The organism is Pseudomonas sp. NCIMB 10586 (assembly GCF_023127895.1).
GTDB classification, from domain to species: domain Bacteria; phylum Pseudomonadota; class Gammaproteobacteria; order Pseudomonadales; family Pseudomonadaceae; genus Aquipseudomonas; species Aquipseudomonas synxantha_A.
Map to the genome: position 1 here is coordinate 389,805 of NZ_SPKQ01000050.1, position 12,820 is coordinate 402,624.

Annotated in this window: 12 protein-coding genes; all 12 read left to right on the forward strand. The window is 58.1% G+C overall.

From position 1 onward, the window contains the following. On the forward strand, window positions 1-880 hold an 880-nt coding region (locus E4P01_RS25335; protein ID WP_248130159.1), incomplete at its 5' end, for a VENN motif pre-toxin domain-containing protein. Between the two features lie 254 nt (window positions 881-1,134). Continuing rightward, on the forward strand, window positions 1,135-1,518 hold the full coding sequence (locus tag E4P01_RS25340) for a hypothetical protein (protein ID WP_216092035.1): 384 nt from the start codon (window positions 1,135-1,137) through the stop codon (window positions 1,516-1,518). Between the two features lie 311 nt (window positions 1,519-1,829). Further along, on the forward strand, window positions 1,830-2,111 hold the full coding sequence (locus tag E4P01_RS25345) for a hypothetical protein (protein ID WP_216092033.1): 282 nt from the start codon (window positions 1,830-1,832) through the stop codon (window positions 2,109-2,111). A gap of 37 nt (window positions 2,112-2,148) precedes the next feature. Further along, on the forward strand, window positions 2,149-2,742 hold the full coding sequence (locus E4P01_RS25350; protein ID WP_216092032.1) for a hypothetical protein: 594 nt from the start codon (window positions 2,149-2,151) through the stop codon (window positions 2,740-2,742). A gap of 165 nt (window positions 2,743-2,907) precedes the next feature. Next, entirely contained in the window at window positions 2,908-3,540 is a 633-nt protein-coding gene (locus tag E4P01_RS25355) for a hypothetical protein (protein ID WP_216092031.1), read from the forward strand. Further along, window positions 3,537-4,124, forward strand: coding sequence for a hypothetical protein (locus E4P01_RS25360; protein ID WP_216092030.1), 588 nt, complete (start codon window positions 3,537-3,539; stop codon window positions 4,122-4,124). The genes E4P01_RS25355 and E4P01_RS25360 overlap by 4 nt, the downstream gene beginning before the upstream one ends. Window positions 4,125-4,192: 68 nt before the next feature. Beyond that, complete coding sequence (locus E4P01_RS25365) at window positions 4,193-6,775, forward strand: autotransporter outer membrane beta-barrel domain-containing protein (RefSeq protein WP_216092029.1); 2,583 nt, start codon at window positions 4,193-4,195, stop codon at window positions 6,773-6,775. 288 nt (window positions 6,776-7,063) lie between these two features. Further along, window positions 7,064-7,804 (forward strand): helix-turn-helix transcriptional regulator, encoded by a 741-nt coding sequence (locus tag E4P01_RS25370; protein ID WP_216092028.1) that lies wholly within the window; start codon window positions 7,064-7,066, stop codon window positions 7,802-7,804. A 284-nt stretch (window positions 7,805-8,088) separates the two neighbouring features. Next, entirely contained in the window at window positions 8,089-9,570 is a 1,482-nt protein-coding gene (locus tag E4P01_RS25375) for a TolC family protein (RefSeq protein ID WP_216092027.1), read from the forward strand. Further along, window positions 9,567-10,718, forward strand: coding sequence for an HlyD family secretion protein (locus tag E4P01_RS25380; RefSeq protein WP_216092026.1), 1,152 nt, complete (start codon window positions 9,567-9,569; stop codon window positions 10,716-10,718). Before E4P01_RS25375 ends, E4P01_RS25380 begins: the two co-directional genes overlap by 4 nt. After that, entirely contained in the window at window positions 10,711-12,258 is a 1,548-nt protein-coding gene (locus tag E4P01_RS25385; protein ID WP_216092025.1) for an MDR family MFS transporter, read from the forward strand. The genes E4P01_RS25380 and E4P01_RS25385 overlap by 8 nt, the downstream gene beginning before the upstream one ends. An 86-nt stretch (window positions 12,259-12,344) precedes the next feature. Next, window positions 12,345-12,806 (forward strand): SRPBCC family protein, encoded by a 462-nt coding sequence (locus E4P01_RS25390; RefSeq protein ID WP_216092024.1) that lies wholly within the window; start codon window positions 12,345-12,347, stop codon window positions 12,804-12,806. Window positions 12,807-12,820 lie beyond the last annotated feature (14 nt).

Below are 12,820 nucleotides of genomic sequence, written 5' to 3' on the forward strand. Positions count from 1 at the left end.
CGCGGGTGTATCCGCGCCCTACCTCGCGCAACAAGTAAAAGACCTGACGGCAGGTGATGACGCCGCCAACCTCATGGCCCATGCGGTGTTGGGAGCGGTGTTGGCCAGGGCGGGTGGTAATTCGGCGCTGGTGGGGGCCGGTGGTGCGGTAGCAGCTGAAGCCACGGCGAGGTTGATTCGTAGTGAGCTGTACGGGAACGTCAGTAATGACGATCTGACTGCAGAGCAGAAGCAAACGATCTCTGCGTTGTCGACGTTGGCGGCGGGGGTTGCGGGTTCTGCGGTGGGCAAGGACGCGCTGAGTGCGGTGGCGGCGGCTCAGGTTGGGAAGAATGCGGTTGAGAATAACTTTCTAAGCTCTAAAGATGTGCTGAATCTGCACAAGGAACTTGAGGCTGCTGACAAAACCGGCGCTGACAAGCAGGATATCTACGAGAAGTATGCTGAGATCAGCAAGAAAAACAGAGACGAAGCGGTAGCGGACGATTGTTCCGGTAATCCGTTCTGCGCAAACGGAGCGCTGTCAGAGGTCGGGGCAGGTTCGGATGTTGCGAACACTCTGAAACGTCTTCCAGTATTTTCTAACCTGAGCAGTGACGACTTAGCGCAGCTTGACCGGTTCGTACTGGCCGAAAATGAGGACAGTGCCAGAGCTATTTACCAAGCGATACCGGATTATGTAAAGGTTGCTCTGAACGGTAAGGAAGCAGTAGAAGTTATAGGACTGGGCGCTGCAGTTGGTGGTAAGGCGTTGGCGGCACTGGGCGTGGTTGGTAAGGTTAAATCCGACCCCCTGCCGGGAAGTAAAATTGAACAAACACTTACCCCTGAAAAAAAACTGGGAAAGCGCTCGAAACAAAGCATTAAGTATTGTCGGTAATTTAGGCTCAGATGCGAAACCTGTTATTGGACGACTAGAGGTAAGCGCAGGAAATGGGAAGGTTATCGGGCGCCAATCTAATGATGGTAAAGTAGGCTGGCGTGTTGATTATGACCCTGATAAAGGCACTCATATTAATATATGGGACTATTCTCAAGGTAAAGGGCCAGGTAAGGCAATAAAGCAGGTTGTACCGTTTGAGGGTAATGAGAAAGCCTTTGAGACGATATTGAAACAGTTGAATAGGTAACGATATGACTTTGTTTGAAGAGTGCAAAGAAGCACTTCGTACAGATTTCAATGTTGTTGAAGGTCAAGCTCGTCAAGAAGCTATCGATATTTTATATAGCTATCCCTTTTCGCGCGGGAGGGTGGATTGGTCCGAAATTAATTTTTCGGATTATGAGAGTATCGATGCTCTATTGAGTGCAAATCCTACGATAAATAACGATGTGTTCGTTTTTGTGGACGATGCGAGCATCCCTGTTTTTAGGGCGGGACTAATTTTGATTTCCGAAAATATTTATGATGTTATATCTCTGTCGCCAAAATTATTCATTTTTAATAATGAGGTGATATTGGAACCCCTGTTTCCAACTGAAATGTTTCGGTTAGGTGTAAAGTCTAATGCTCCGTAGAGCAAGTCTTGGCCACGGTGCAAGGTATTTTTTATAGATACACCAGTGGCTTTTTAGTTATCAGCTGAATATTCAACTGGTAATCACATGCATCTTCCGCGAAAGGGGGGGCAGATTTATTTTCAGCTGCCATACAAGGTACCGGTCACGATCGAGGGCGTGTTGTACACCCCGCGCTTTATGTCAGGTGGCAGTGCTGAACGTATCGCGGTCGGCGCCAACGTCGACCTGGCTGACGTCAAGACGCTGAAGGGTACTGTGGGGGTGTGGGACAAGTTGGTTGAACGCCTCAAAGGTCAAAGGTGGTTAGCATGATCGCGAACCTATACAAATATCAGCACGGCATTGGCCTGGTCGTACTCCTGGCTGCGCTACTCAATGGCTTTCTACGATTTGACGGTAACTGGAAGCGCTTTTTCCTCATGGTGCTGGTGCAGTTGTGGTTTGGCCAGGCGGTCTACAGCTATGCGCGAGGCGCCAGGGTGGCCATCGCGCCGGGCGGCATGAGTAAGGATGCCGACCCGGAGTGGCGAGCGGCGTTGGCCGGATTCGCCCTGTTTTTATACGGGGTCGTATTTTTTTTGAGTTTTTGATCCTTGCATGGCCCATGTATCTATACGGAAAACCCTTATGAGAAAAGTTGCCTTTATCCTCTCGGCCCTGATCCTCGCGGGCTGTCACTCCAATGCTCGCGACTCGTCATCCAGCCTGCTCAAAGACGGCGTGCAGTTGCAGCAGAACAAGGTCGTGGCCGATGCCGAGCAAGCCAAGGTGATCATGCGGGCCACCGGTTTTACCTACCCTGTGCAGTTCTCCGTGCGCCGTGGCGGTGATGCCGATCAGCGGCCGGAGATCCTCGGCATGGTGGTGGATTCGGGCCGGGGCAAGGTGTTCGGTTGGATCGCCAAGATGAGTGAGGTTGTCAACAGCGCGGCGGTCAAGCGCTTCCCGCAGTTAGAAGTGTTGGCTGATCCGGGGCAGACAATCGAGGTGTTGGGTGAGTCGCGGGTGTATGACTCGAACTACTACCGCTACGCCGAAAAAATTGTCTACGCCTGCGGTCCTATGAGCTCGGAGTTCAAGCCGCAGAAGCAGAAGGTTTACCTGGTGGAGTTCGTGATCGTCGGCGCGGGCTGTGAGCAGAATGTGTATGACATCACCGACCCCGCGCAGCGTATTCCCGTCCTCGCACTTACAAGAATGGACCGCCAAAAAAGGGAATAGATTTGAATGGCACTTACTTAGCATTTACGGCTATCCATTTTGCTAACCCCTGCCATTTATAAAGGCTGCACATCAGAGATGTATGGCATCCCTGCGATACATCCCTTATTCCGCTCCTCCAAAAGTTTCACTCCAACAAATCAAAACACTCAATAAGGACATTCCGTGCTCCAAACCCTCTTCAAAACCGCCGCACTCCTCACGGCATTGTCCCTGACCGGCTGCGTTTCCTACACCGTCACCGGTCCATTGAGTGCTCCTCCCCACCCCGCGAAAGTCAGCAGTCCCCGTACCGCACAAATCGCCGACGTTTCCGTCGCAATCCTAGACGCTGACGAGGCCACACGCACCGCCATCAGCCGTTCACTCACCCATCAGCTCAACCAATACGTCAAGGCCGGTGGCTATTTCAAGGACGTCACCGAATACCCCGTGCGCCTGGGCGAGAACGACGTGGTGCTCAAGTTCAACATGACATCGCTCAAGGGCCATCGCGCGCCGCACCCTGCTTACATCCCGGGGGCTTTATTGACCCTGACGATCTGGATTTGGGTAAACGGGCCCATCTACGTCGACAGTTTCGATATGGCCGGTGATCTGGTGATCGTTGACCGTAACGGTAAAGAACTGGCTGCCGCCAAGCAGCAGATCAAGTTTGAGCACAACGTGGGGCTTTACGGGCGGGAGTATTGGTCGCCGGTGATGGGGGTCAAGAAGTTGAATGAACTGGTGTCAACCCTGCTCGATAACGCCACGGCAAAGTTGGTACAACCACAACTTAAGGAAGAACAAAAATGATCGGTTCAATAAAGCACTGTGTGGTGCTCGCTGCGGTTCTGTTGTCTGGCTGCGTGACGTATTCGCAAAACGAGTTGCCTCCCGTGCAGAAGTGGCCACCCACGGCCAATGCGCCGCAGCAAAAGCCGAAGGTGTTCGTGCGCACCACGGTCATGAATCAAGTCAACGGTGGGCCGGCCAATACGGCTGCGGGAGCTGCGGCAGCGGTTGGGGAAGCGACGGTTACCGAGGGCTTTCGTGAATCTGGGCGTTTTGCGTGGGTGAGTACGGATAAGGCCGAGGCGGATCTCTATGTTGAGGCTACTTTGTACAACAACGAACAGTTCAGCATGGCGTCGGCCATCATTACCGGGGTGACGTTTTTCATCATTCCTTCTACCGCGAAGAACACCTTCACCCTGGAGACTGTATTCAAGGACAAGGACGGCAAGGAGCTTGGCCGCGTGCGCAAGAGTGAATCACTGCGTACCTGGATGCAGTTGCTGTTGATCGTTGCCGTGCCTTTCCGCCAGGACACCCATGAGGTGGTGCAAGCCCTGACCCGCAGCACGTTGGATGAGGCGGTGCAGCGGCGCTTGTTGTAGTCGATTGTTTTATACCTCTAATCGCCAGGGTTCATGGCGATGCCATCTGTCGTACATGGAGTTTTCAAATGAAGCGAAATCCGTTCAAGCAAAAACTGTTGGCCGTAGTGGTCGGTGCAATCAGCGGCCAGGCGTTGGCGGTTGAAGTGGATATTGGTCAAGGCAAGACTAATTGGATAAGCGAGACGTTCAATGAGTCATTAACGCTCACTGGAACACTGACTCAGCCCACGAATCTGACCCCCAACCAAGGCATTAGTAATTGGAGAGGGGTGAGTGTCGCCAATACCAATATCCAGGGATCTTTGGTCAGTCGCGCAGATATTGTGTTGGACGCCGAAAATCGTTTTATTCAAGCGTTTTCCGTGGATCCGGAGATAGTTCAAACCGTCAACCCTGGCCCCAGCACCATCACGGGTGACGTGATCCAGGCCGGAAAAATCACGATGAACAACGGTGGTTATGAAGGTTTTGAAGTCGGTGGGGCCACCATCGGTGGGAGCATTATCAATTCCGGAACCATTCAATCCACTCCGCCAGCCACCGGCTTACTGGGCGGCGGCAATGGCATTTATTTGCATGGCACCAAGGTGGCGGGCGATGTCTCCAACACCGGTGTCATTGCATTGGTGGGAGATGACGCGCTGGGTATTGCTCTGGACCGGCGCGGTTCGCAGCAGACCAGTATTGCCGGCAAGATACTCAACTCCGGCACGGTCTCGGTGACCGGTAAAGAGGCCTGGGCGTTTGAGGTAGAAACTGCCACCACGCCTTTACGAATCGAAAACAGCGGCTTGATGTCAGCCTCTGGGGCTGACGCCAAAGGCATCGCTTTTTTTGATGGCAGCGTCGACTACATCCTCAACACCGGCACCCTCGAAGCCAAAGGCACCAACGCCAAAGCGATCGATCTCCTGGGCGCCACCTTCACCCAAAACAGCCCCACCGGCTCCCGCGGCATCATCAACCGCGGCACGATCGTCGCCGATGGCACGGCCATCTCTGTCGACGCAGCCGAGCAAACCTCCACCTTCGAAATCAACCAACAAGCCGGTGAAATCCGCAGCAACTCCGGCATCGCCATCGACGCAGCCAACCGCGCCACCCTCAACTGGTCCGGCGGCAAAATCGTCGGCGACGTACTCAACGTCAGCGCGATGAACATCGCTGGCCAGGCTGACTTTTCCGGCAGCCGCATCATCGCGCCAGTGTCGATCAACTCGGGCTCTCTGAACCTGTCGGCCCCTGGCACGGTGCTCACCGGTGACCTCAACATCGCCAGCGGTGCAGGCATTGATATGCGCCTGGCCAACAGCGTGGTGCCAACCACGCCATACCTGACGGTCAACGGTGCGGCGAATTTCGCCCAGGCATCGAAAGTGACCTTGAGCGCCACCCCTGGCGATTTCACCGCCGTGCCAAGCGGCACCGAATACACCTTGCTGCAAGCCAGCAGTGTGCAGAACAACGGCCTGTCGGTCGCCAGCACTTCGTCGTTGCTGGATGTGCTGAGTTACTCGGCCGACGCGCAAACGGTCAAGGCCGTGGTGGGTTTGAAGAGCAATCAGCAAGTGCAAGAGGAACTGACCGGCGCGGGCGTCACTGAGCCGGTCGTTACTGTGGTCAACGAAGCAAAAAATGATGTGCTCGGGCAGTTGGCAACAGATGATCCAGTGTTCCAGGCCTTGGCCAACGCGGGCACCGCGCAGCAGTTGGCGCAGGTGGGCGAGCAACTCAAGCCAGACGTCAACCGTGGCGCGCTGGACGTGGCCTTGTCGGGCCAGACGGTGGTCAATGGCGCGATCCTCAATCGCCTCTCGGGCCAGCGTGATAATCGCGAAGCCGTGGGTGTGTGGTTGCAAGGCTTGAGCAGCAACATGGATCAGGATGGCCGTAGCGGCGACAACGGTTATTCGGCCAACAGCAGCGGTATGGCGGTGGGTGTGGATGGTCGGTTGAACGACAGCACCACGGTGGGTGTGGCTTACAGCTACCTCAATTCCAACATCCATTCGGACCTGGGCACCAAGACCGACGTGCAGGGCCATGCGCTGTCGTTGTACGGCAACTGGTCGCTGCAGAACTGGTTCGTCGACGGCAGCCTGAGCTACGGCCATAACGACAATGACAGCAAGCGTCGTGTGGCGGGTACTACCGCCAAGGGCAGCTACGACAGCAATGTGTTGTCGGCCAGCGTACTGGGCGGCTACAGTTTCAAGCTGTCGGATGCTGCCGTGATAGAGCCGCGAGTGGCGGCACGTTATTCCAACGTGCGCATGGACAGCTTCACCGAGAAGGGCTCTTCGGCGGCGCTGAGCACCGGCTCGCAACGCTATGAAGTGGGCGAGTTGGGCGCGGGTGTGCGCTTGGCCGGCAACTTCCCGTTGGCCACCGGCAGCCTGCAACCGGAAGCCACATTGATGGCCTACCACGACCTGATGGGCGACCGCGTGGCGCAAACCTCCAGCTTTGTGCTGGGCGGTTCGGCGTTTACCGTCACGGGCGCTTCGGTCGCACGTGACAGTTACGAGGCCAGCCTGGGCCTGAATTATCAGGTGTCGGCGCTGACGGTGGGCGCCAGCTATACCCGCCAGGCGCGTAGCGGGTTTGATGCTGATGGGGTGATGGTCAAGGCGCGTTACGCGTTTTAGGGTTCAACCCGAACAGGGGCTCTTTGCGAGCCCCTGTTATCCCCAAAAGCAATAATCTTTTTTTCTTGAAATTTGCTCGCCGATATTTTGGTTTTTTTAATTTTTACTCGACCTTTTTTCACCGTCCCCACCCTAATACGCAATTTCCCGCACCCTTTCTTTGTTTAGTATTGGACCCAGTGGCTACTGAGTCCCAATGGGTCACTCTGTTCAAAAAAAGGAGAAGCGACATGATGCCCAAGGATCCTTCCAACAGTGGCCGGCCTCACCTGCTCGCGGCCTCCTGACATGAACGCGCATACCCCTTTGGCGGCCCTCGCCGGTAACTATCTTCACGGCGACATCGTGGCTGCTCACCGACATGACGAGGGCCAGTTGGTCTATGCCATCAACGGTGTGATGCTGGTGTCGGTGCAGCAGACAACCTGGGTGCTGCCTTCCGGGCACGCGCTGTGGGTGCCCCCGGCGATGGAGCATCAGATCCGCATGACCGGCGAGGTGCGTATGCGCACCTTATTGATCTCGCCGGGGGCGCATCGCGGCTTGACGCATGAGTGCCAGGTCATAAGGGTTTCGCCGTTGTTGCGCGAGCTGATTGTTGCCGCGGGCGATGAGCCTGACAGTGAGCCGGCGTTGCTGCGCCACCTACAGATTGTCGATCTGATTTTCTCCGAACTCGACCGGGCGCAGCGGGTGCTGGCGCATGTGCCGATCCCGCATGAACCGAGGCTCAAGGCGCTGTGTGCCGACTTTATCGACAACCCTTCCCAGGAGTCGAAACTGGAGCATTGGGCGGCGCAACTGAATATGAGTTCACGCACCCTCGCTCGGCTGTTCCAGAAAGAACTGGGCATGAGTTACGGCGAATGGCGCAAGCGCACGCGGTTGCTGCTCAGCATGCAGCGGCTGGCCAGTGGGGCCTCCATTTTGGAGGTGGCTTTGGAGCACGGTTACCAAAGCCCAAGTGCATTTACCGCGATGTTCAAGCGCACCATGGGTTACACCCCCAGTCACTGCCGTCTGGTCTGAATTCCCAGCAGTAGCCGTGACTGGCACGTTGGCGAGGGGGCGATGAAGATCCAATGTGGGAGCTGGCTTGCCTGCGAAAGCTTTAGTGCAGTAACAGATGCATCGACTGACACACCGCCTTCGCGGGCAAGCCCGCTCCCACATTTCTGAACGAGTTCGACGCGCGATTCAGAAGCGCCGTCCCACCTTGTCCCAATCAAAACGATGGTTGTCCAGAACTCGGGAGATGCACACCCCGTTGCGCTTTTACCCTGCGTCTCTACTTGGCCTTCTGGATTTCTTTGATGGGTTCGCCTTCTTTTTCCCCACGGCATGGCCGTCTCTCGCTGCTCGGCGTGGCGGTGGCGTTGTTGGCGGGTTGTTCGTCCTGGATCGCCCATACACCGGCGCAGCCCCATCCGGAACGCATCAATGCCCTGAGTCGCCTGCCGCAAGGCGTGTCGGCCCAGGCACTGCCCGAGCGCTGGTGGCAGTTGTACAACGATCCGCAACTCGATGCGCTGGTGCAAAAGGCCTTGCTGCACAACCGTGGTCTGGCGGCGGCCCAGGCCCATGTGCAGGCGATGCTGGCCGGGATCATGCAGGCCGATGCCGAGCGTTGGCCGTCCACCCAGGCGTCATTGGGCGCCGCTTACGGCAAGACTGCCGATGACCAGACCCTGGCCAAGGCCACCGGTAGCCATGCGCCGTCAGAGTGGGCATTCAACCCAGGCTTCGAACTGGCGTATCAAGTGGATATCTGGGGCCAGGTTCAGCGCACCATTGAACGGGCCCAGGTGCAAGCCGCAGCGGCGCAGGATGCCGAAGACTTGCTGCGCATCACGGTCGCGGCGCAAACCACCCGCGCCTATGTGAACGCCTGCGCCTTGGGCGCGCGTGCCAAGGTCCAGCGCCATTCGTTGGACGTGGTTGTGCGCAGCCTGGCGTTGATTGATCGCCAGCGCCAGGCCGGTGTGGTGACGGACCTTGAGTACAGCCGCATGCAAGCCCTGCAAAGCGAAACCCAGGCGCTGCTGCCGATGCTGCAGGCGCGTCGACAGGCCGCGCTGTACGAACTGGCAATGCTGACCGGCGTGGCTGACCTGGAGCAAGGCGCTGGCGCCGCGACCTGTGAAGGGGTGCCGCAACTCAATGCCGAGTTGCCGGTGGGCGATGGCTGGCAATTATTGGCGCGCCGCCCCGACATCCGGCAGGCCGAGCGGGCGCTGCAAGCGGCCACGCTACAAGTGGATATCGTCCAGGCCGACCTGTACCCCAAGGTCACCTTCGGCGCTTCAGTGTCTTCCTCAGCCAACAAATTCCATGAGCTGGGCGATAGCAGCGCGGTGATGTTCGGCATTGGCCCGCTGATCACCTGGCACTTCCCCAATTGGCGCGCCAACCGCGCGCGGGTCAGCCAGGCGCGGGCGCTTGAGCAGGTGGAGGTGGCGCAATTCGAGGCCAGCGTACTCAAGGCGCTCAAGGAGGTGCACCAGGCCCTGGCCTTGTATGACGGCGAACGCCAGCGCCACGCGGCCTTGAGCCAGGCACTGGACAGCAGCCGCCACGCCTACAGGTTGGCCGAATTCAACTATGACGCCGGGTCTATCGACTTTCTGGACGTGCTGGACAGCGAGCGTGAACTGATCCGTTTGCAGGCCACGCGCGCCGATGCCGATGGCCAGTTGCTGCAACGGCAGATCAGCTTGTTTCAGGCGCTTGGCGGTGGTTGGCAGCCTTCAGCGCCCACCCACGCTCACACCACTTTTTCCGGTACCCAACCATGAATATCGCCGTTGATGAAAAAACTGCTGTCCAGGATGAACAGGCGCATACGCGCAGCCCACGCCGCAAAAGGCATCTGCTCCTGCTGGGCGGCGCTGCGCTGTTGATCGCTGCGGTGGTGTTCGGCGTGTACTGGATGACGGTCGGCCGCTACCTGGAACAGACCGATGATGCCTATGTGCGCGCCGACTGGATTCCCATCAGCCCGAAGGTCTCAGGCTATGTGGCCGAGGTGGTGGTGGAGGACGATCAGCCGGTCAAGGCCGGGGACGTGCTGGTGCGAATCGAGGACCGTGACTACCAGGCGCGCTTGGCACAGGCTCGTGCAGAACTGGCCGAGACCCAGGCCTCGGTGGCAGCGCAAGAGGCCAACTTGAAAGTCACTGACAGCCTGATCGCCCAGCAAAAGGCCGGGGTTGCCCAGGCTGAGGCTCACGCCCGCAGTGTGGCCGCAGAATTGCGCCGCGCAAGCCTCGACCAGCGCCGCTACGAAGGCTTGGTGCGCGACCACGCCGCCAGCGCCCAGCGTCTGGAAACGGCCGCCGCCAGTTACACCCAGGCCAATGCTGCGGTGGAAATTGCCAAGGCCATGCAGCTCCAACAGGAAACCCGCTTGACCGTGGCCGTCACCCGACGCCAATTGGCCGAAGCTTCGCTCCAGCAGCAGATTGCCCGGCGCAGTCAGGCCCAGGCGCAATTGAACCTGGCGACCCATGCCCAGGAAGACACCTTGATCCGCTCACCCATCGACGGCGTGGTGGGGCAGCGCAAAGTGCGTACCCGCCAATACGTCGCCCCAGGGTTGCCGCTGCTGGCAGTGGTGCCTTTGCAGCAGGCTTACGTCGTGGCCAATTACAAAGAAACCCAATTGCGCGACATGCGCGCCGGCCAACCCGTCGACATCAGCATCGACAGCTATTCAGGACGCAAGCTCAAGGGCCATGTGATGAGTTTTTCGCCAGGTTCGGGGGCGGTGTTCGCACTGTTGCCGTCGGATAACGCCACCGGCAACTTCACCAAGATCGTGCAGCGCTTCCCGGTGAAGATCGTCATTGATGAGCATGACGAAGGCGGACCTATTCTGCCGGGCATGTCGGTGATCACCACGGTGGACACTCGCCCAGATAAGCAGGGTGCTGCACATGACTGAAGCGGCTGAAAAGAGCGTCTCCTTTCGCGCCTGGGTAGCGGTAATCGGGGGGCTGTTCGGCTGTTTCATGGCCGGCATGAACGTACACGTGACCAGCGCCGCGCTGCCGGAGATCGAGGGTTCCCTGGGGGCGACGTTCGAGGAAGGCTCGTGGATCTCCACCGCCTACCTGGTCGCGGAGATTGTGATGATCCCGCTTACCGCGTGGCTGGTGCAGGTGTTCTCCCTGCGCCGGGTGATGCTCGTGGGTTCGTTTGTGTTTTTGGTGGCGTCCATTGCCTGCTCCTGGGCGCCCAACCTTGCGGTGATGATCATCATTCGAGTGATCCAGGGCGCAGCCGGCGCGGTACTTATCCCCTTGTCATTCCAGTTGATCATCACCGAGCTGCCGCCAAGCAAGATTGCCATGGGCATGGCCTTGTTCGCCCTGTCCAACAGCGTTGCCCAGGCCGCCGGGCCGTCCATCGGCGGCTGGCTGACCGATGCCTATTCCTGGCGTTGGATCTTCTACTTGCAACTGGCTCCCGGCATTCTTTTGCTGCTGGCGGTGGCATGGTCCATCGATGCCAGACCCATGCAGTTGAGCCTGCTCAAGCGCGGCGACTGGGGCGGCATCATCGCCATGATCGTCGGCCTGGGGGGCTTGCAGATTGTGCTGGAAGAGGGCGGGCGCAAGGACTGGTTCGGCTCCGATTTCATCGTGTGGATGTCGCTGGTCGCAGGCGTTGCCCTGGTGTATTTCGTACTGTCGCAGCTGTATGGCCGCTGCTCTTTTATCAACCTGCGCCTGCTCAAGAGTTACAACTTCGGAGTGGCCAGCGCGGCGATGTTCATCTTCGGCGGGGCAACGTTCGGCCTGGTGTTCCTGGTGCCCAACTACCTGTCCCAGTTGCAGGGCTACAACGCCCGGGAGATTGGCATCAGCCTGATCGCCTACGGCATGGTGCAACTGGTACTGGCGCCGTTCATGCCGCGCCTGATGAAGTGGCTCAACCCGAAACTGATGGTCGCCAGCGGCTTTTTCATCATGGCCCTGGGGTGTTACCTCGGTGCGCACCTGGATGTGGATAGCGCCGCCAACGTGATTATTCCATCCACCGTGGTGCGGGGTATCGGGCAGCCGCTGATCATGGTGGCGCTGTCGGTACTGGCGGTGTCCGGGCTGGCCAAAGACGAAGCCGGCTCTGCCTCGGCGTTGTTCTCCATGCTGCGTAACCTTGGCGGTGCCGTGGGTACGGCAGGCCTGACGCAGATCGTCGCCCTGCGCGAACGCTTTCACTCCGAGCGGGTAGGGGAGTCGATCACACTGTTTTCCCCGTCCTTGCAGGAACGCCTGCGCGCCAGCATGGCTGACAGCGAGGGTTTTATCTTCAACCAACTGTTGCCCGCTCAACAGCAGGTTATCGAGGGCTTGATCCACACCGTGCGTCGCGAGGCGTACCTGATGGCCTACAGCGATGCGTTCTATGTATCCTGTATCGCGTTGATCTTGTGTGGTGTCGCGGCCTTGGCATTACGGCAGTCAGCCAAGAACACATAACCACGCCAAGGAGGTGTTGAACTTGTACAGCCCACTGCGTTTGGTTGGAGCCCACTATCTGCCCCCCGGAAAAGAGGAGCTCTCTCATGCAACAACCCGATACCCTGGTCCGTAACCCGCTCGGCAACCCTGTAGTCGCCCGCGTCACCGTGAATGGCGATGCGCGCAGCGTGTGGAGTATCGTCGGAGATTTTGCGGGTTTCGCGAAATTCATTCCGGCGTTGTCCCATATCGAAATGACGGGCGAGGGTGTGCGTTCGGTCCGCAAGAAACTGTTCAAGGACGGCAACGTGGTGATTGAGCAACTCAACACCCGTGACGACCAAGCCATGACGATGACCTGGTCACTGATTTACACCTCACTGAATATCGGCAACCTGTGGGCGCTGATGGAAGTGGCGCCGCAAGGCCCGAACCAGAGCCTGGTGACCTGGACCATCATTGGCCAGCCCTACACTGGCGGCAAGGAGGATATGCCGGCGTTCGAAGCGTTCCTGCAAGGCTTTGCCGATGATGCGATGAAGAACCTGCAGGCGCTGTTCAACTGACATAGAACGAGCAG